14 protein-coding genes and 1 pseudogene are annotated in these 20,260 nt (G+C 62.2%); 7 read left to right on the top strand and 8 right to left on the bottom strand.

The window, feature by feature from the left end; genetic code table 11:
- Positions 1-19 precede the first annotated feature (19 nt).
- Genes AACW87_RS12605 through AACW87_RS12590 form a run of 4 tightly spaced genes read left to right on the top strand, consistent with a single transcriptional unit; the run spans position 20 to position 4,719 of the window.
- Positions 20-223, top strand: a complete 204-nt coding sequence (locus AACW87_RS12605; protein ID WP_043137891.1) for a transcriptional initiation protein Tat — start codon at positions 20-22, stop codon at positions 221-223.
- Between the two features lie 23 nt (positions 224-246).
- Positions 247-3,123, top strand: coding sequence for a formate dehydrogenase subunit alpha (locus tag AACW87_RS12600; protein ID WP_241325117.1), 2,877 nt, complete (start codon positions 247-249; stop codon positions 3,121-3,123).
- A gap of 4 nt (positions 3,124-3,127) precedes the next feature.
- Complete coding sequence (fdh3B, locus tag AACW87_RS12595; RefSeq protein ID WP_042865547.1) at positions 3,128-3,751, top strand: formate dehydrogenase FDH3 subunit beta; 624 nt, start codon at positions 3,128-3,130, stop codon at positions 3,749-3,751.
- On the top strand, positions 3,748-4,719 hold the full coding sequence (locus AACW87_RS12590; protein ID WP_241325116.1) for a formate dehydrogenase subunit gamma: 972 nt from the start codon (positions 3,748-3,750) through the stop codon (positions 4,717-4,719). Before fdh3B ends, AACW87_RS12590 begins: the two co-directional genes overlap by 4 nt.
- A 91-nt stretch (positions 4,720-4,810) precedes the next feature.
- On the opposite strand, the gene AACW87_RS12585 is transcribed toward AACW87_RS12590, so the two are convergent.
- Positions 4,811-5,941, bottom strand: a complete 1,131-nt coding sequence (locus tag AACW87_RS12585; protein WP_098983161.1) for a hybrid sensor histidine kinase/response regulator — start codon at positions 5,939-5,941, stop codon at positions 4,811-4,813.
- Positions 5,942-6,178: 237 nt separating this feature from the next.
- Between AACW87_RS12585 and AACW87_RS12580 the strand changes: the two genes are divergently transcribed.
- A complete protein-coding gene (locus tag AACW87_RS12580) occupies positions 6,179-7,894 on the top strand; it encodes an NAD-dependent malic enzyme (protein ID WP_098983163.1) in 1,716 nt (571 codons plus the stop codon).
- Between the two features lie 54 nt (positions 7,895-7,948).
- On the opposite strand, the gene AACW87_RS12575 is transcribed toward AACW87_RS12580, so the two are convergent.
- Complete coding sequence (locus AACW87_RS12575; RefSeq protein ID WP_241325115.1) at positions 7,949-8,290, bottom strand: RT0821/Lpp0805 family surface protein; 342 nt, start codon at positions 8,288-8,290, stop codon at positions 7,949-7,951.
- Positions 8,287-9,529: pseudogene (locus AACW87_RS12570) on the bottom strand (hypothetical protein). The gene AACW87_RS12575 and the pseudogene AACW87_RS12570 overlap by 4 nt, the downstream one beginning before the upstream one ends.
- Before the next feature lie 308 nt (positions 9,530-9,837).
- On the opposite strand from AACW87_RS12570, the gene AACW87_RS12565 reads away from it, so the two are divergent.
- Positions 9,838-11,076, top strand: a complete 1,239-nt coding sequence (locus AACW87_RS12565) for a uracil-xanthine permease family protein (protein ID WP_172955298.1) — start codon at positions 9,838-9,840, stop codon at positions 11,074-11,076.
- 82 nt (positions 11,077-11,158) lie between these two features.
- Here the strand turns inward: AACW87_RS12565 and pgl are convergent, their stop codons facing one another.
- The 4 genes from pgl to pykF form a co-directional block, all read right to left on the bottom strand.
- Positions 11,159-12,166 carry a 6-phosphogluconolactonase gene (gene pgl, locus AACW87_RS12560; protein ID WP_241325114.1) on the bottom strand — a complete coding sequence of 336 codons (1,008 nt, stop codon included), beginning with the start codon at positions 12,164-12,166 and terminating at the stop codon, positions 11,159-11,161.
- Positions 12,167-12,231: 65 nt separating this feature from the next.
- Entirely contained in the window at positions 12,232-13,065 is an 834-nt protein-coding gene (locus tag AACW87_RS12555; RefSeq protein WP_241325113.1) for a hypothetical protein, read from the bottom strand.
- A gap of 224 nt (positions 13,066-13,289) precedes the next feature.
- Positions 13,290-16,610: a mechanosensitive channel MscK gene (mscK, locus tag AACW87_RS12550; protein WP_241325112.1), complete on the bottom strand. Its 3,321-nt coding sequence runs from the start codon at positions 16,608-16,610 to the stop codon at positions 13,290-13,292.
- Between the two features lie 147 nt (positions 16,611-16,757).
- The gene (gene pykF, locus AACW87_RS12545) at positions 16,758-18,170 is read right to left on the bottom strand and encodes a pyruvate kinase PykF (protein ID WP_042870985.1); all 1,413 of its coding nucleotides are present in this window, start codon (positions 18,168-18,170) and stop codon (positions 16,758-16,760) included.
- 306 nt (positions 18,171-18,476) lie between these two features.
- Between pykF and AACW87_RS12540 the strand changes: the two genes are divergently transcribed.
- Positions 18,477-18,692 (top strand): hypothetical protein, encoded by a 216-nt coding sequence (locus AACW87_RS12540; protein ID WP_445206853.1) that lies wholly within the window; start codon positions 18,477-18,479, stop codon positions 18,690-18,692.
- A 70-nt stretch (positions 18,693-18,762) separates the two neighbouring features.
- Here the strand turns inward: AACW87_RS12540 and AACW87_RS12535 are convergent, their stop codons facing one another.
- Positions 18,763-19,944: a M28 family metallopeptidase gene (locus tag AACW87_RS12535; protein WP_043137919.1), complete on the bottom strand. Its 1,182-nt coding sequence runs from the start codon at positions 19,942-19,944 to the stop codon at positions 18,763-18,765.
- Between the last annotated feature and the right edge of the window lie 316 nt (positions 19,945-20,260).

The following is a 20,260-nucleotide window of genomic DNA, read 5'->3' as shown; positions in this document are numbered from 1 at the left end:
AAACAGAGGTCACAGAAAGATGAGCGATGAAAAGCTGAAAGACCCGTCCCGACGCAATCTGATCAAGGGGGTGGGCGTGGTCGCCACCATAGGCGTGCTGGCCGGTGCCACCGGCCGGGTGGTGAGCAAGGAGGCGCTGACCCACGACACCCAGCCCGACAAGGGCTATCGGGAGACACCCCATGTTCACGACTTTTATCGCACCCTGCGCGGCACCGACTGAGCCGGCTCAGTGAAGGAGACCTTATGAAACTGACAAAACGAGCCGAGCCGGTCAACGTGAGCGAGCAAGGCAATGCGGCCGCTCGCGGCCAGGGGCTGACCCGCCGCGCCTTTATGGTCAACTCAAGTCTGGTGGCCGGCGGCGCCGTTGCCGCCGGTTGGCTGGCCCCCGCCATGATGCAACGGGCCGAGGCCAAAACCGTGGCGGCCGACGTGCCGGTCGAGGTGAAGCGCACCATCTGCTCCCACTGTTCTGTGGGTTGCGGCGTCTATGCCGAGGTGCAAAACGGCGTCTGGACCGGTCAGGAGCCGGCGTTTGATCACCCCTTCAACCTCGGTGGCCACTGCGCCAAGGGGGCGGCCCTGCGTGAGCACGGCCACGGCGAGCGTCGCCTCAAGTACCCGATGAAGCTGGTGGGCGGCAAGTGGCAGCGTCTGAGCTGGGAGCAGGCCATCGAAGAGGTGGGCAATGAAGTGCTGCGGCTTCGCAAGGAGTCCGGCCCCGACAGCGTCTACTGGCTCGGCTCCGCCAAGCACTCCAACGAGCAGGCCTACCTGTTTCGCAAGATGGCGTCCCTGTGGGGCACCAACAACGTGGATCACCAGGCGCGCATCTGCCACTCCACCACGGTCGCCGGCGTAGCCAACACCTGGGGCTATGGCGCCATGACCAACAGCCTGAACGACATGCACAACAGCAAGTCGATCATGTTTATCGGCTCCAACCCGGCGGAGGCCCACCCGGTCGCCATGCAGCACATACTGCTGGCGAAAGAGCGCAACGACTGCAAGATCCTGGTGGTCGACCCGCGTCGCACCCGCACCGCCGCCAAGGCGGACATGTACCTCTCCCTGCGCCCGGGCACAGACGTCGCCTTTATCTGGGGCATGCTCTGGCACATCTTCAAGAACGGCTGGGAAGACAAGGAGTTCATCCGCACCCGCGTCTACGGCATGGACGAGGTGCAAAAAGAGGTGGCGCGCTGGACCCCGGCCGAAGTGGAGCGGGTGACCGGCCTCAACGAACAGCAGGTCCATGGCGCCGCCAAGCTGCTGGCCGACAACCGTCCCGGCTGCGTGGTCTGGTGCATGGGCGGCACCCAGCACACCACGGGCAACAACAACACCCGTGCCTACTGCATCCTCGAACTGGCCCTCGGCAACGTGGGCAAGAGCGGGGCGGGTACCAACATCTTCCGCGGTCACGACAACGTGCAGGGTGCCACCGATTTTGGCGTCACCTCCGACTCCCTGCCCGGCTACTACGGGCTGGAAGAGGGCTCCTGGAAACATTGGGCCCGGGTGTGGGATGTGGATTACGAGTGGATCAAGGCACGTTTTGACAACAAGGCCTATAACGGCAAGCTGCCGATGCAGAACAACGGCATTCCTGTCTCCCGCTGGGTGGATGGTGTGCTGGAGAACGCCGATCTCATCGAGCAGGGCTCCAACATTCGCGCCATGTTCTACTGGGGCCATGCGGTCAACTCCCAGACCCGCGGCCCCGAGATGAAGAAGGCGATGCAAAAGCTCGACATCATGGTGATTGTCGATCCGTACCCCACAGTCGCCGCCGTCATGAACGATCGCACCGACGGCGTCTACCTGCTGCCGGCCACCACCCAGTTCGAGACCTATGGTTCCGTCACTGCCACCAACCGCTCCATGCAGTGGCGTGACAAGGTGGTCGAGCCCCTGTTCGAATCCAAGGTGGATCACGAGATCATGTATCTGCTGAGCAAGAAGCTCGGCTTCGCCGATGAGCTGTTCAAGCACATCAAGGTGGAGAACAACGAGCCACTGCTGGAAGACATCACCCGCGAGTACAACCGCGGCATGTGGAGCGTGGGCTACACAGGCCAGAGCCCTGAACGGCTCAAGGCGCACCAGCAGAACTGGCACACCTTCCACAAGACCAACCTCAAGGCCGAAGGGGGCCCGGTGAGCGGCGAGATCTATGGTCTGCCCTGGCCCTGCTGGGGCACCCCTGAGATGAAGCACCCAGGCAGCCACATCCTCTACGACACCAGCATTCCGGTCTCCGAGGGGGGCGGCGGGTTCCGTGCCCGCTTCGGCATCGAGTATCAGGGCGTTTCGCTGCTTGCCGAAGACTCCTGGCCCAAGGGGAGCGAGGTGGAGGATGGCTATCCCGAGATCACCGCCGATCTGATGAAACAGCTCGGCTGGTGGGATGAGCTGACCGAGGCCGAGAAGAAGGAGGCCGAGGGCAAGAACTGGAAGACCGACCTTTCTGGCGGCATCCAGCGGGTCGCCATCAAGCACGGCTTCGTGCCCTATGGCAACGCCAAAGCGCGCTGCGTGGTGTGGACCTTCCCGGACCAGGTGCCCAAGCACCGCGAGCCGCTCTACACCCCGCGTCGGGATCTGCTGGCCGACTACGCTACCTGGTCTGACTCCAAGAGCCTCTGGCGCCTGCCGACCCAGTACGCCTCCATTCAGGAGAAGGACGTCAGCAAGGAGTTCCCGATCATCCTCACCTCCGGCCGTCTGGTGGAGTACGAGGGGGGCGGCGATGAGACCCGCTCCAACCCCTGGCTGGCCGAGCTGCAGCAGGAGATGTTCGTCGAGATGAACCCGGCGGATGCCAACGACGTCGGCGTGCGCGACGGTCAGGATGTGTGGGTCGAGGGGCCGGAAGGGGGCCGGGTGCTGGTCAAGGCGCTGGTGACCCCAAGGGTCAAGGCGGGGCTGGCCTTTATGCCGTTCCACTTCGGCGGCCACTTCGAGGGCCAGGATCTGCGATCCAAATACCCGGAAGGGTCTGACCCTTATGTGCTGGGGGAATCGGTCAACATAGTCACCACCTATGGTTATGACCCTGTCACCCAGATGCAGGAGACCAAGGTCACCCTGTGCCGCTTTCGCAAAGTAGGAGCCTGATCTCATGGCCAGAATGAAATTCATGTGTGACACCAAGCGCTGCATCGAGTGCAACGGCTGTGTGACGGCGTGCAAGAACGAGAACGACGACGCCCTGGAGTGGGGCATACAGCGGCGCCGGGTGGTGACCCTCAACGACGGCCTGCCGGGGGAGACCTCCATCTCGGTCGCCTGCATGCACTGCACCGACGCTCCCTGCATGGCGGTCTGCCCGGCGGACTGCTTCTATCACACGGACGACGGCATAGTGCTGCACAACAAGGATCTCTGCATCGGTTGCGGCTACTGCCTGTTTGCCTGCCCGTTCGGGGCGCCCCAGTTCCCGAAGACCGCCGCCTTCGGCGATCGGGGCAAGATGGACAAGTGCACCTTCTGCGCCGGCGGGCCGGAAGAGGATCACAGCGAGGCGGAGCGCCAGAAGTACGGTGCCAACCGCATTGCCGAGGGCAAGCTGCCCATGTGCGCCGAGCTCTGCTCCACCAAGGCGCTGCTGGCCGGTGACGCGCAGGTCATCTCCGACATCTTCCGCGAGCGGGTCGCCTATCGCGGCGCCAAGGAAGCGGGCTGGGGCAGCGGTGAAGAGCTGTTCCATGACGCCAGCAAGGCGGGCAAGGGAGGGGCGGCATGAAAACTTGGCTAATGGCCCTGTTTGCCGCCCTGCTGCTGGTGAGCACTGCCAGCTTCGCCGACGCCGAGAAGGAGGCGGTCGGCTTTGCCGGCGCCGACTACTGGCGGGCGGTGAAGGACGGGCAGGAGGGTTACACCACCTCCCGCTCGCCGGAGCACGGGGTGCTGATCTCGGTGCCGGGCCAGCTCTGGTTCGAGGTGAAGACCAAGTGGGTGTCGCCACTCGGTGCCATCGCCATCTTCGGCTCCCTGGCCATGTGCGGCCTGATGTACTGGGCTGTGGGGCCGACCCGGCTCTCCAAGCCACGCACCGGGCGCAAGCTCAAACGCTGGAGCCGGCTGGATCGGGCGCTGCACTGGACCACGGCGGGCATGTTCCTGACCCTCTCTGGCTCAGGGCTGGCCATCATCTACGGCAAGCACTTCATCAAGCCGGTGGTGAGCATGGGGGTGTGGGAGAACTGGATCTGGTTCGCCAAGGAGTTCCACAACTACGTGGGGCCGCTATTCTTCCTCTGCCTGCTGGGCGTGCTCATCAAGTGGTTTCGCCACAACATAGTCAACATGGTGGATGTGCGCTGGTTCATGAAGGCGGGCGGCATGCTGGGCCCTCACAAGGGCAGCCACCCCTCGGCGGGCTTCTCCAACGGCGGCGAGAAGGCCATTTTCTGGCTGCTGATCTGGTTTGGCGGCATAGTGGTGGCGACCGGGCTGTTTCTGGACTTCCCCATCTTCGGCCAGCTGCGCCGCCAGATGGAGTGGGCCAGCTTTATCCATATCGTCGGGGCGCTGATCCTCATCTGCGGCTTCATCTTCCATATCTACATGGGCCTGTTCCAGCTGGAAGGGGCGCTGGAGGGGATGATCAGCGGCGAGGTGGACGAGACCTGGGCCAAGGAGCACCACGACCTCTGGTATGAAGAGGTGAAGCACCAGCTCGACGAGCCCAAGGCAGGCAAGCCCGACTGAGGCTGACCGCGATTCAACGATGAAAGAGAAGGGACGCCGAGGCGTCCCTTTTTATTGTCTGCTTGTCATCGCCTCGTCAGCGCCAGCCTCTTTACAGGGGCGGCTGCAGGGGGAGCCGGATCTGGTATGTCAGCCCCTGGCCGGGCGGGCTGGTGACGGTCAGCTGGCCGTGCAGGTTGTTCTCCACCAGATTGTGGATGCGGCAGGCGCTCAGGCCGCAGTGGTTGGTGTTGCCGCGCTGGGTAGTGAAGAAGGGTTCGAACAGGCGGGGCAGCTGCTCGGCCGTCATGCCGGGGCCCGAGTCTCTGTAGGTCAGCAGCAGCTCGTTGCCGCTTTGCGCTATGTTCAGGCCGAAGCTGTGCTGCCCCGGCCCCTTGAAGGCGTGATCCATGCTGTTCTTGATGAGCTCCTGCACCAGATCGAGAAACAGCGGCTCGGGGGCGGTCAGGGTTACCTCCTCGCCCCCGACATCCGCGTTGACTCTGGCGATGAGAAACTCGGGCGAGAAGGCTTGCAGCAGCTTGCGCAGGCTTTTTTGCACCGGGAAGGGGAGGGCCGGCGGCTCGTGCTGATCCCGGGTCAGCTCCTTGAAGCGAGTGATCAGCAGGGCGACCCGGCGCAGGCTGGATTCCACCAGCTCTGTGCCCTCCTTGATGTCGGTGAGCTGCTGGTGGAGCAGGCGCTGGCCCAGCATGCCGTTTTGCACCGCGTTCGCCAGCAGATCGCCCGCACCGTGGATCAGGCTGGAGGCCGTGATGCCGATGCCGACCGGGGTGTTGATCTCGTGGGCAATCCCGGCCGTGAGCTGGAACAGGCTCTGGTAGAGCTGCACCTTGGCCTGCTGGCGGCTCAGATCCTTGAGGCGCAGCTGGTTTTGCACCCGGGCCAGCACCTCTAGCTGGTGAAAGGGCTTGGAGACATAGTCGCAGCCGCCCGCCTGAAAGGCCTGCTCGAGGGCGCTGATCTCGTTGTTGGCGCTGATGAAGAGGACGGGCAGGCACCACTGGCCCGGCAACTGCTTGATGCGGCGGCACGCTTCATAGCCATCCATCACCGGCATGTTGATGTCCATCAACACCAGTGCGGGAGGAAACCGGGTAGCGGCATCCAGCGCCTGCTGGCCGTCGGTCGCCTCGCGCACCTGATAACCCGCCTCTTCCAGCAGGCAGCGCAATATGTAGCGGTTGGACGCCATGTCATCGACGATCAGGATATCACTCATCTGTTCTCTCCCGCCCCTGAGGAAACTCATCCTGCTGGTGGCCTGTTGTTCAGCATAGTTGGCCGATTTAGGCCGTGCGTGGCCGGTATGAGGCCATAAACCGGTTTGGCGCGTTTTTTGGCCGCAGGGTATGCCCAAGCTCACAAAACTAAACAACCAAACGTCATATGATTGATTTCATTATGAGTCTTGCTCTCCTGCCGAACGGCAATTTCACGTAAATCAAAGAGAACGACTATGGCTACCGGACAATATCTGCTGTGGAAAGATGCACAGGGACAGGATTTTCGCCCCGTTGCACTGACTGGCACCGATCTGCTCAACGATCGCAATCTCAACAAGGGCACCGCCTTCACCGAACAGGAGCGCGCCGACTTCGAGCTCGACGGCCTGTTGCCTCCCCGGGTTCAGACTTTTGAGGCCCAGCTGGAGCGGGTCTATCAGGGCTTTTTGAGCGCCTGCAGCGACATCGAAAAGTACCAGAACCTGCGCGCCCTGCAGGATCGCAACGAGACCCTGTTCTATGCCCTGCTGTCACGCCACGTGGAGGAGATGACCCCCATCATCTATACCCCGACCGTCGGCAAGGCGTGCCAGGAGTTCAGCCACCGCTACCAGAAGGCGCGCGGCCTCTATATCACCCCGAAAAACGTCGAGGACATGGGCTCCCTGGCCCGCCAGCTGGACGCAAAATCGGTGCGCATTATCGTGGTGACCGACAGCCAGGGCATCCTGGGAATAGGTGATCAGGGGGTGGGCGGCATGGGGATCCCCATCGGCAAGCTCTCTCTCTATACTCTGGCGGCCGGTATTCACCCTGCCTGCTGCCTGCCCATAGCGCTGGATGTGGGCACCGACAATCAGGCCCTGCTGGACGATCCCATGTATCTGGGTCAGCCTCACAAGCGCATCCGTGGCAAGGAGTATGACGACTTCATCGACAAGTTTGTGGCCGGGGTCAAGCGCCACTTCCCGAACGCCGTGCTGCAGTGGGAAGACTTCAGCAAGTCCAACGCCTTCAACAATCTCTCCCGCTACCAGCAGTCACTGCCGTCGTTCAACGATGACATTCAGGGCACGGGGGCCGTGGTACTGGCCGGCATCATAGGGGCGGTCAAGGTCAAGGGGGAGACCCTGGGTCAGCAGAACTATCTGGTCTATGGCGCCGGCGCCGGCGGGGTAGGGGTTGCGGATCAGATCTGTGCCGGCATGATCCGCGAGGGACTGGATCCGCAGGCGGCCCGGGATCGCATCTATATCCTGGATACCCAGGGGCTGGTGTGTGACAACCGCGAGGGGCTCGACGAGTACAAGCGCCGCTACGCCAAACCGGGTCTGCTGCTGGCGGGCTGGGATACTGAAGTGCCCGGCAGGGCCAACCTGACCGACGTGCTGCGCCATGTGCCCATCACAGTGCTGCTCGGCACCAGCGGTTCCGGCGGCGCCTTCAAGGAGGAGCACGTGCAGCTGATGCAAAAGCACTGTGCCCGCCCCATGGTGTTCCCGCTCTCCAACCCGACTGCCAACTGCGAAGCGCTGCCGGAAGACATCTACCGTTGGAGTCAGGGCAAGGCAATCGTCGCCACCGGCAGCCCGTTCAAGGACGTGCACTATGAGGGCAAGGATTACCGCATAGGCCAGGGCAACAACGTCTTCATCTTCCCCGGGGTGGGGCTGGCGGCCATCGTCAGCCAGCTGAGCGAGATCAGCCCGGATATCTTCACCACGGCCGCCTTTGCACTGGCCGAGTGCGTGAACGAGGTGGATCTGGCACAAGGCTCCGTCTATCCGCGTATTCGCGAGCTGCGCAACATCTCGGTGCACGTGGCGACTGCCGTGCTCAAAGACATAGTGCGCAAGGATCCTTCCCATCCGCTGATCGGGCAGGATCTGCAGCAGCATATCCTGAGCCACATGTGGGAACCGCTCTACCTGCCTTATCGCCGGGTATGACGGTCGAAAGCGTGTGATGAAAAGGGGGTGGCCGTCGGCCACCCCCTTTTTTCGTCAGCTGCGCAGCGGCAGCCAGTGTCCCTCTTTGCTGCGGCAGGCGGTGTCCTGCCACTGCTGGCTTGCCTGGCCTATGTAGAGCTGCTCGCGATAGTCGCGGCACCAATGGCCATTGGCGTGGCGAAAAGTGCGCAGCGGCGTGACGCTGCCACTGTGACGGTTGGCGGCATTGAACCAGGTGAGGCTCTGGCCTTTGGGGCGGGTTTGCAGTGTATCGGCCAGCGCCTGGTTGGCCAGTGCCACATCGGCCTTGTCCATCTGGTGGTAGAGAGGGGCGTGCTCAAGGGTGGCACAGCCGAGCAGCCACAGGGAAAGCCAGGGCAGCAGGTAACGGATCATGGTTGCTCCTTTGTACGAAAGCCCTGCTGGATCAGGGTTTGTTCCTGTGCATCGGTCAGCGTCTGGCCGCGATCATCGACAGTGCCGTCGCCCCGGATCTCGTTGCCGTTGGCATCGACGGCATCCACGCCCTTGTCGTCGACAGTGCCGTCGCCCCGGATCTCGTTGCCGTTGGCATCGACGGCATCCACGCCCTTGTCGTCGACAGTGCCGTCGCCCCGGATCTCGTTGCCATTGGCATTGATGGCATCCACGCCATAGTCATCCAGGCCGTTGCCAAGTCCGCGTCCGCCGGCATGACGATCCCCTCCGGCGTGGCGGTTTCCTCCGCCATGCTGCTCGCCCCCTGCATGATGCTCACCACCGGCGTGTTCACCACCGCCATTGTCATCACTACCCTGACCACCCCCATCGCTGTCGCTGCCGCCACTGCTGTCGCTACCACCGCCGCTGTCGCTGCCGCCACTGCTGTCGCTGTCGCCACTGCTGTCGCTGCCGCCACTGCTGTCGCTGTCGCTACCGCCACCGCTGTCGCTGTCGCCACTGCTGTCGCTACCGCCACTGCTGTCGCTACCGCCACTGCTGTCGCTACCGCCACTGCTGTCGCTACCGCCACCGCTGTCGCTACCACCACCGCTGTCACCATCCTTGTTGTGAACGATCAGCGAGTTGGCAATATAGCTGTGGCTGCCATCGAGGATCAGGTTGAACAGTGCCGTGGTGGGCGGTGCGTCAATCCAGCAGCTCGCTCGGTTGCGGGGCCAGCGCCAGATTGCCCGCGCTGGTTGCGGCTGCCGGCCAGCCTAGCAGGCGCATGCCGGTAAACAGCGGCAACACGGCCAGGGCCGGATTTTCGGTACGGGTCATGGCTGGCGAGATGGCCGCCCAGCCGCGAGAGGTCAGGAAGGGGTGCTCGGCGGTGAAGAAGGGCGCCAGCTGGTTGATCCCGTAGAGCCTGCGCTCCCCCAGCAGCACCCGCTCTATAGCCTGGATCCGGTTGACATGACCATGTTGATCCAGCACTCGTTCACCGGCTTGCAGCGTCTCTATGGGGCGCTCGCTGCCGTCGGCCATGACGATGCGGGTACCGGCAATGAAGCAGGACTTGGCATGGGCCTGATTCATTTGCCATGCGTTGTGGGTGAAATCATAACTGAATGGGGTAGCAAACAGGGCCAATGCGATGGCCGATCCCACCAGCAATCTGCGCTGGCTGGGCTTGAAAGAGGGCAGTGGCATGGGGGACTCCTTGTCCGGCAGGGATTCACGCAATCAAGTATAGAGTGACCCTATGGCGGAGCAGGGGTGAGCCTTTGACAAACAAAGTCGCGTGGAAAAACGATTGGCGTCCGCCATAAAAGTGCGTAAAATCGCATACTCGATGCTTGTAGCAACGAATCCCGCCTAAACAGCCAGTTTCACGCCCTCCCCAAGCAGTAAAAGGTAACGAATGACGCCAAATGGCCCATTTCACGCCTTGAAAGCGTCTTGTGATAACTGAAAAGTGTCAAATATCCCTGTCAGTTATCAAAAAATTAAGGACATCCATGTTTTCCTTAGTCAAGCAAAGTGTCGCCGGGCTGCAAATCCTGTTTGTCGCCTTCGGTGCCATGGTTCTGGTGCCCCTGCTCACCGGACTGAACCCCTCCATGGCCCTGCTTGGCGCCGGTGTGGGCACCCTGTTGTTCCAGCTCTGCACTCGCCGCCAGGTCCCGATTTTCCTCGGTTCCAGCTTTGCCTTCATCGCCCCCATCATCTACGCCACCCAGACATGGGGACTGCCGTCCACCATGTTTGGCCTGTTTGCCGCCGGTTTCATGTACTTCATCCTGGCCGCACTCATTCGCGTGCGGGGCATGGGCTTTGTGCACAAGTTGCTGCCGCCCGTGGTGATTGGCCCCGTGATCATGGTGATCGGCCTGTCGGTCGCTCAGGTTGCCTGCAACATGGCGATGGGTCGTGCCGGTGGTGAGCAGGTGGTGCCCGCTGGGACTGCGCTGACGCTGGCTGGCATCTCGCTGGCGGTGACCCTGATTGCGGCCGTGTTCTGCAAGGGGTGGATCAAGTTGATCCCCATACTGTGCGGTGTCATCGCCGGTTATGTCTCTGCCGTGCTGATGGGCCAGGTGAACTTCGACGGTCTGGTCAACACCCCCTGGCTGGCACTGCCTCACTTCGAAACGCCGGAGATCAACTGGGCTGCCGCCCTGTTCATGCTGCCGGTGGCCATAGCCCCCTGTATCGAACACATAGGCGGCGTGCTCGCCATCGGTGGCGTGACCGGGCAGGATTACACCAAGAACCCGGGCCTGCACCGTACCCTGGCCGGTGACGGTATCGGCGTCTGCTTCGCCGGTTTCATCGGTGGCCCACCCGTGACCACCTACGCCGAAGTGACCGGCGCCGTGATGATCACCCGCAACTTCAACCCTGTCACCATGACCTGGGCCGCCGTGTTCGCCATCATTCTGGCCTTCTTCGGCAAGTTCAACGCCCTGCTCACCTCCATCCCCATGCCTGTGATGGGCGGCATCATGCTGCTGCTGTTCGGGTCCATCGCCGCCATCGGTCTCAAGACGCTGGTGGAGTCCAAGGTGGATCTGGGGCTGGCCCGCAACATCGCCATCGTGGCCGTGACCCTGACGGTCGGCGTCGGCGCGCTGGAGATGAAGATAGGTGACTTCGCCCTGGCCGGTGTCGGCCTGGCATCGGTTGCCGCCATACTGCTCAACCTGATCTTGCCTGCCAGCTCCGAAGAGGGCGCCATGGAGAGTGCCAAGGATTAAGCGCTTGGCTTGCTGTGCATTGAGATGATGAAAAAGAGGCCACCCCAGGGTGGCCTCACTCATTTCGACCTGTTTCCCGGCGTCACTCGGGCAAGGCCAGCACTCGCACCCACATGGCCCCGTCGCCCACCGGATGGCGCGCGAGCAGCGTCAGCTCGCCGCTGCCCGGGTCTATGCGGTGTACGGCGAGCTGGTGGGAGGCTTGCCCGGCTGCCAGCAGATAGCGGCCGCTGTGATCGATGGCAAAGCCGCGCGGCATGGTCTCGGTCGGGAAGTGGGCCAGCGGGGTCAGGCTGCCATCTCGTTCCGCTATGCCAAACAGGGTCAGCAGGCTGCTGGCCCGCTCGCAGCTGTAGAGAAAACGGCCATCCGGCGTGACATGGAGATCCGCCCCCCAGCGCTCTCCCTGATACCCCGCAGGCAGCATGTCCAGACTCTGTTGCAGATGGATATGGCCATCGGCCTGCCTGTGGTAGCGGTTGATGGTGCAATCTAGCTCGTTCAGGCAGTAGATATCGCCATTGACGGGGTGCAGCGCCAGGTGCCTTGGCCCGGCGCCGCTGGCGGTCTGCAGATCTCCCTGCGGATGGGGCGCCAGCCACCCCTCGTCGCTCAGGGTGAAGCGGCGGATGGCATCTTCCGTGAGGCAGGCAACCAGCGCCTCCTGCCTGCCCTGCTCGTCCGCCAGCAGGGTGACCGAGTGAGCCGTCATCAGCGGATCCATGTGCTGGTGTGGGGCCTGCACCAGGCCAGCGGCATCGATGGGGGAGACGGTGACATGGTTGAAGGCGTAGGAAGCCGCCAGCAGGAAGCGGCCGTCGGGCGTGATGGCGGTGTGGGAGGCACTGCCTGCCAGCGGCGCCGAGCCCTGTTCGCTGAGCCGGCCATCCATGCCAATCCGGTAGCTGATGACCGCAAAATCGGGCCGCACGGCGGCATGCAGCCAGCGCCCATCCGGGCTTGTCACCAGCGGCTGGACCTGGCCCGGGGTATCGACCACCTGCAATAGCGCGAGCTCCCCGCTCTCGGCCAGGGCGAACACGTGGATCTGCTGGCTGGCGGGGCTTGCGACGTAAACAACCTGCTGCATCTGATCTCTACTCCTTGTCATGGGTAACGGCAGGCCAATCTTATCTCCATCCTCCGGGGTTTTGCTTACTCTTTTGCCCGGCCCGGGCACACCACCTGATGGGCCTTCAGGTGATAGAGCTCCACCTGCGGGTGGCTGAAGAAGCCCACTTCCCATGGATTTTTCTGCACGAACGCGGCGCGAATGGGCTCGAACAGTGGATGATCCTGCGGGATCTGGTAGGCATCGGCGGCGATGATGGTGTAATTCCACTCGATGGCCCGGGTGTAGGTAAACACAGCCCGCGAGTCGATGGCGAAATGACAGCGGCCGTCGCGCTTGAGCAGCCGGGATTTGAAGGTCTCGGGGAAGGTGATGAAGAAGATGTCGTCCTCATCCGAGGAGAGAAATGCCAGCACTGTGGTGTGCGGCTGTGACTGGGCCCGGGTGACCAGTACCCCTATCTTGTTCTCCACTTCGCGCAGGTCAGGTACGGGCAGGCCGGTGAGCGGGGTGACCGGCAGCGGAACTGCCTCTCGCCCGTCTTGCGGATGCTGATAGTCCGGCTGGGCAAAGGCATGGACCACCCGATTGCCATACCAGAGCTCGAACTGCAGCGGGGTGACATGGACCCTGCCGGGCGAAACCCGCTCGACCCGCCCCTTGTAGGAGGCGCGATAGACGCTCAGGGAGGCATCGTACTCATCGACTCCGGTGCGGTTGTCCAGGTGCAGGGTGATCTTGTCGCCCGCCGCCAGCTGGTGCCCCTTGGGAAAGCTGAGCAGCAGCGTATCGTCGTCATGGATCTCGACCCCGCAGATATAGACGCCGGTCTCCTTGCTGGCCGGATCTGCATAGGTGGCGGCGACCCCGAGCAGGGGGGAGCCGAGAAAAGCGAGCAGACTGGATGGTGAATTCATGGCGCACCTCGATTGCAAATGTGGGGATGTGGCACCTGAGTGTATCCCGGCTTGGCCGAGCTGGCGGTCGTGCCGTCGCCCTTTATCCGCTATCCAAGTTACTGATAAGTGACGGCTTGTTCTCGCCTCGCCATCACAAAACCGCCAACCCGGTTCCGCCGGGCGGGCCAGGACCATAAAAAAGGCCCCGTCACGGGGCCTTGGGTACTGGTTGTCGTCCTGCATCAGGCGGGCTGCTGGCCCGGCGGCGGCAGGGCGGCGGAGCTGGGCTCCACCTTCTGCTCTTCGCCCTTCATGTTCTTGATGTAGACATCCATCTGGTTGAAGGCGATCTCGATGCCGTTCGCCTTGAACAGGGCGTCGATCTTGCGGTTCAGCTCGTCCACGGCCGGGTTGCGATCGCCGAGCTCGCTCACGAAGAAGCGCAGCTCGTGATCCAGGGTGCTGGGGCCGAAGGTGAGGAAGTAGACGATGGGGGCCGGGTCTTTCAACACGCGGCTGTTGTCGTCGGCGGCCTGCTTGAGCAGGGTGCGAGTCAGCTCCAGATCCGAGCCGTAGGCGACCCCGACCCGCACTATGACGCGGGTGACGGTATCGCTCAGGGACCAGTTGATCAGCCGCTCTGTCATCAGCTGCTGGTTGGGGATGATCACCTCTTTGCGGTCGAAGTCGGTCAGGGTGGTGGCGCGAATACGTATCCTGGAGACGGTACCGGAGAAGGGACCAATGGTGACTGTGTCGCCGATCCGCACCGGACGCTCGAACAGTATGATGATGCCGGAGACGAAGTTGGAGAGGATCTCCTTCATGCCAAAACCGATACCGACCGACAGACCACCCGCTACCCACTGCAGCTTGTCCCACTGTACGCCCATCATGGAGAGGGCGGTCAGGGAGCCGAAGCCGATCAGCACATAGTTGAGCATGGTGGTGATGGCGTAGGCGGTACCCTGGGCCAGGTTCAACTTGGAGAGCACCAGCACCTCCAGCAGACCGGGCAGGTTGCGGGCCAGTGACCAGGCGCCCCCGAGCAGAAGGAAGCCGATTAGCACGTCGCTCAGGCTGATCGGGAAGAGCACGGCATTGGCGCCGCTCCCTTCACTGCGGTGCCACAACACCATGCTGTCGAGGTAGGAGAAGACAGCCACCAGATCAGACCAGAGCCAGTAGAAGGCGACACCGAATACCAGCAGCAGCACGGTGCGGGTCAAGCGCAGGGATTGCTGGCTGACATCCTCCAGATCCATGGGCTGCTCTTCGATGGACTCGCCACCTTCCGCGTCTTCCACCGATCTGTGCTCACGCTTGGCCACTGCACGGCGGTAAGCCAGACGGCGGGCCGCCAGCTCCAGACCACGCAGGGCGGTGCGGTATACCAGGCTCCAGATGATCAGCAGGTAGAAGGACTCCACCAGACGGCCGGTCAGTTTCAGCGCCGTGTAGTAGTAGCCCAGGCCGACCAGTACCATCAGTGCCACCGGCGCCAGCGCCAGGGCGCCCGCGGTGATCGACTGCTGCATGCTGCCCTCGCCCTTGATAATGGCGCGAGAGATGGGGAACACCAGATAGGTGGTGAGGCCCAGCAGCAGCAGGGTCAGCGCCTGACCGACCACATCGTTGCCCAGCGACGAGGGCTCTACCACCGCCTTGGTAGAGAGCATGATGAGCGGCAGCAGCGGCAGCCAAAGATAGCGCATGCTGGTGCGCTTGGCCTGCAGCTCGGCCTTCGGCATGCGGAAGTGGGATTCGGCAATGCCGCCCGGGCGCATTACCGCCAGATAGACGCTGAACACCAGATAACCGAGGGCCAGGTTGAGGGTGATCTGGAAAATCAGTTTGGGGCTGAGCAGGCCGCAGTAAGTGAGCCAGAGACCGGCCGCCAGTATGAACAGGCTGCCCGGCAGGCGCTGCAGCACGGAATAGAGCAGGGCGCGCGGTGTGTGCCACTGGCTGTCCTGGCGAAAACGTCCCAGATCCTTGGCGATCCTCTGCTGGCGCTTGACCAGGGTCGGGCGCTTCCAGATCAGCAGGCCACCCACCAGCAGCAGCGGGAAGGCGAGCAGGGAAACCGGCAGCAGCATCTCGCCCCAGCCGTCCCAGTCCGGCTTCAGCACCCAGTCCGAGGCTTGCTTGTAGGCCTGGGCTGGCCAGTTGATGAACCACTTCATATCGATGGGTTTGTTGCTGCTGACCCAGAAGATGTGTTGCTGCAGGGTAAATTCGATGGAGGCGTAGATCCGCGCCAGCTGCTGCTGGGTCAGCTGCAGGCTGATGGCGTTGGTCAGCTGGCTGTCGAGCTGACGGTTGAGCTGGTCGAGCAGGCTGATGCGGGTGTCGAGCAGGGTGGATAGGTTGGCCTTGTCCTCTGCAGTGACAGGTTCGCTGCTGTTGGCGATCAGGTTGTCCAGATACTGGGTTTTCTGGAACAGTTGGTCACGTTGCTGGCTCAGTTCGAACTGGGCCAGATGCAGGTCGGCGATCTGCTCCTCCAGGTTCTTGACCAGAGTGGAAGGGGAAGACTCCAGCTGTTGGTAGAGCTGATAGAGGATGCGCGACAGCAGCAGGTTGCCCTTGAGCATCTGTACCTGTTCGTTCAGGTTGCGCTCTGTCTGGGTGCCGCGTTCCAGCCAGCTCTTGGCTTGCAGGTTCTTCTGCACCAGATTGTTGAGATTGGTGGTGGCGCTGACCAGTTGCTGGCTGAGCTGATGGTTGAGTTCCTGCTCTTTTTGTACCAGCGGGTTATCGTCGATGGCGACCAGTTCACCTGTCTGCTCGGCAGTCTTTTCGGTATCGCCCAGACGTTTGGCGCTGCTCTGCTCCTGCAGCAGTTGCAGCTTCTGCTCCTCGTTGGCGAGGCGGGCATTCTGGTAGTCCCGTTGCTTGACCGCCAGATCCTGCATGCTGGTGCGGTTATCCAGCTGTTGTTGCAGGTTGGCCAGTTGCAGCTCCAGCAAGGCCAGCTCGGCGCCCAGCTTCATCTTCTCGGCACTGCTGACGCTGTCACCAACGTTGAGGCGGGTGCGGATCTCCTGGCTGCGCTGATAGGCGCGGCTCATGTTGGTCTGGGCCCGCTCCGGCAGGGTTTGCAGACTGGTGAGCTGGCTGCCGATGGTGCCGAGGGTTTCCTGGGCATCCTGCATATTGGCCAGCACTTCCGGCTGGCGGCTGTCCAGTTCCGCCAGGCTCATGCTGGCGTATTCGCTCTTGATCTGCTCGGCGCTCTTGTTCTGGGTCAGGGCATCGAGTTTGGCGCTGATGTCCCTGAGCTCACCCGGCAGGGAGCGAAGGCGCTGGGTTTGGCTCTTGGCCTTGGCGTGCTCCTTCTCGATGCTGTCGAGCAGGCTGAGGGTCTCGGTCAGGAGCTTCTGGTCTGCCTGCTGGCTGACGGTGAGGGTGTCTGACTTGCCGAGGGCATCGAGCGCGCGCTGTACGCTGGCTCTTTGGGGCACGTCCTGCGCCATGGCTTGCGGTACGCAGAGGCTGATGAATAAGCAGAGCAGCGGCAACAGGGTGGCCGAGGCTCTTTTGAAGCGTGTTGAGAGCATAAAACTTCCGGGTTATTACGCGATATTTGGGAAATTTCCCACTTGGATTGAATCCGCGTGGATTCTAACACCGGGCTTGAACGGGAAGCAGGGGGGCAGATAAAAAAAACGGCGCCCGCAGGCGCCGTTTCATCGGTTCGGTACGGATTAGAGTACGTGAACGGAGGCGGTGTTGGTGGTGCCGCTCGGTACCAGGGCACCGGAGACCATGACAACCACGTCACCCTTCAGACCCATGCCGCTGGCCAGCGCAGCTTCTTTACCGATGCGATAGAAATCGTCGGTGGAGGCGATGCTGTCAACCACGTGAGCAATCACACCCTTGGTCAGAACCAGCTGGGCAGCTGTCTTCTTGTTGGTGGTGATGGCCAGGATCCAGGCTTGCGGGAAGTACTTGCGAATGGCCTTGGCAGACTTGCCGCCTTCGGTGGCAACCACGATCAGCGGGGCATCCAGCTTCTCGGAGGTCTCGACCGCGCCTTTACATACGGCTTCGGTGATGCGCAGCTTGTTGCTGTCGTTGGCAGCAGACAGGTTGGACGGCATCACGGCATCGGTACGCTCGCAGATGGTGGCCATGATGGTCACGGCTTCCAGCGGGTACTTGCCCTTGGCGGATTCACCGGACAGCATGACTGCGTCGGTACCGTCCAGGATGGCGTTGGCCACGTCGCCGGCTTCGGCGCGGGTCGGACGCGGGTTCTTGATCATGGAATCCAGCATCTGGGTGGCGGTGATAACCACTTTACGTGCCTTGTTGCACTTGGTGATGATCATCTTCTGGGCGAAGATCACTTCTTCAACCGGAATTTCCACGCCCATGTCGCCACGTGCAACCATGATGCCGTCGGAGACAGCCAGGATCTCGTCGAAGTTGTCCAGGCCTTCCTGGTTTTCGATCTTGGAGATGATCTGGATGTTCTCGCCACCGTGGGCTTTCAGGTGCTCACGGATTTCCAGCACGTCTTCTTTCTTGCGAATGAAGGAGGCAGCAACGAAATCCACGCCTTGCTCGCAACCGAAGATGAGGTCGCGCTTGTCTTTCTCGGCCAGGGCCGGCAGCTTGATGGAGACGCCCGGCAGGTTGATGCCCTTGTTCTCGCCCAGATCACCGTTGTTCAGCACTTTACAGACAACTTCACGCTCGGTGATTTCGATCACGTCCAGGCCGATCAGGCCGTCATCCACCAGGATGCGGTTGCCGACGCGCAGGTCGTTGGCGAAACCGGCATAGGTCACGGCCACTTTGTCTTTGTTGCCAACCACAGTCTGGTCGGTGGTGAAGGTGAAGGTCTGGCCAGCGACCAGGGCAACGTCGTTGCCGCCTTCCAGCTTGATGGTACGGATTTCCGGACCCTTGGTGTCAAGCAGGATAGCTGCGTGCTTGCCGGTTTCGGCCATGACAGCGCGCAGGTTGTTGATACGACCGCCGTGCTCGGCGTAGTCGCCGTGGGAGAAGTTCAGGCGCATGACGTTCATGCCGGCATCCAGCATTTTAGCCAGCATTTCTTTGGATTCGGTCTTGGGACCGATGGTGCAGACGATTTTGGTCTTTTTCATGTCAGTCTTCATGGTTAAGGAGTTTCCGCCGTGCAATATACACCAGTTTTTGGATACTTTTTATGATCCAGAAACAACGTTTTGACCAGATAACGTTTTCTTTTCAGGGATAACGTTTTCCTCCCGGCTACTTTTTAGGGCATAAATTAACTGGTCCGAGCAGATTTGGCATAAATGTTGCCATATGCATCCAGGCGCCGGCCCGCCTCGTCAGATGTTGTAAAATGACGATCCCGCCCTGTCATCAAGCCGTCATCAGTCCCGACAAGAATAGACCCGGTGACGGAACATGAGAGCCCCAGGATGATGCCCTATCTGTTGATACTCTCTCTCGCCCTGCTGGCCGTGCAGGCCCTGCCTGCCGCCTGCTGGCCGGACAATCCAGCCCCGCGGGCTGCCAGCGCCCTTGAGCTTGTCGAATTGCAGCAGATGCTGGCGGCCAGCGAACCCGGCCTCTCCCGTGACGCCTGGCGGCAGCTGCGCCAGGACAGTCTGCACGGCTGGCAACACGGGCCGCACTGAACGGGAGACGTTAAAAGAGAGGGAGGCCAAGCCTCCCTCTCTTTTTATCCTGTTTTCAACGGAATCTGGCTCAGTTGATCTTGCCCATCTCGATGGCGAAGCTGGTGGCCAGCTGGGCGAACTTGAGGGCATGACCGGCGGAGGCGTCCGAATTTGACAGGGTATCCTGCGCCGTGTGGATGTTGGGGTTGTAGTCGTTGAAGCGCGACTCGAACGGCATGGCGGCGGGATAGCCCTGATTGTGCCAGGAGGCGTGATCCGAGCAGCCGTAGCCGCAGCTGTCATAGCCATAGCTTATCTGCGGCAGGTAGGCATCGAGCAACTGGGCGAGATAGCCGGTCAGTCCCTGGTCCGTGTAGTCGGTCATGAAGACGATGTCTTCCGCCGAGCCCTGGTAGTTGGTCATGTCCAGCTGCAACGCCGCCAGTACCTTGGTGTTGGCCGCCTTGTAGCGACTGGCGATGTCCTTGGAGCCGCGCAGGCCCACCTCTTCCGCCGCATAGCCGATAAATTGAAGGGTGCGTTCCGGTTGGCGCCCCTGCTCGGCGATGACCCTCAGCACCTCGGTCAGGGTGGCGATGCCGGAGGCGTCATCGTCGGCGCCGGGGGCCAGGGTGCGGCTGTTGGGAGCCGAGCCTGCGGTGGAGTCGAGATGACCGCCGATCACCACCACCTCATCCGGATAGCGGCTGCCCTTGAGGGTCAGCACCACGGATTGCTGCGGGTAGCCGCTGTGCTTGACCCGGCTGACGCTGGCCCAGGGCAGGGTTGCGCTCAGGCTCTGCCACTGGCTGGCCACCCAGTCGGCGGATTGCACCCCTGTGGTGGTGGTGTAGTAGCGGTTGCGCCAGCTGGCGAGCTTGCTGATGGTGCCGACTATGTTGCCCTGATCCAGATAGGGCAGCAGTCGGTTGACACTGCCGCCCTGGGTCAGCGGCGGTGCGCTGAATAGGTTCTGGCTGAGGGGCTGGGCCATGCTCTGCAGGGCGTCGGCCAGGGTGCTGTGCACCACATAGCCGCCGCAGCGCTGATGGCCTTCGTGCATCAGGTGGGAGAGGGTGCCGAGCTCGCTCGCCTCGACCTGAGCCAGCTGGACGGGGGCGCCGCTGGCACTGAACAGGGGGGCCAGCTTGGCCTTGACCTGCTTGAGTTCGACGCCGCTGTCGGCTCCGACCGTGATCCAGACGGGGTCGGCGGCCTGCACGGCGAGGGGCAGCAGGGGGAGCAAGAGGGCGGTCAGCAAGGGTTTCATATCGGATCCTTCCGGGTAGCGTGACAGATGAATGGCATAAGTGGGTGTCATAAGACGACCTGCCCAGTCTAGTCAGGGGAGTGCACGCCGGATCTGCCCATCTGGCGGGCTGGCTTCCCCATCCGGTGGGGGTCACTGCAGGATCTGCTGTTTACCCGGGGGGTTGGGTCGGGCTGGTCAGCGCTTTGTGCTGATGAGAAGGGGAGTGGCAGTCTGGTCGCCGTGCCCTGGCCATTGTGCCCCGGCTGGGGGGCTGACGAAGGGACCCAAAGTGTGCCATGTCGGCGATATTGCGCCACTATGGCTGGGGGCTGGC

Origin of the sequence: Aeromonas sp. MR7 (assembly GCF_963899385.1) — a bacterium.
Classification (GTDB): domain Bacteria; phylum Pseudomonadota; class Gammaproteobacteria; order Enterobacterales; family Aeromonadaceae; genus Aeromonas; species Aeromonas bestiarum.
Note: the sequence above shows the minus strand (reverse complement) of the source record. Positions and strands in the feature narration are given on the sequence as shown.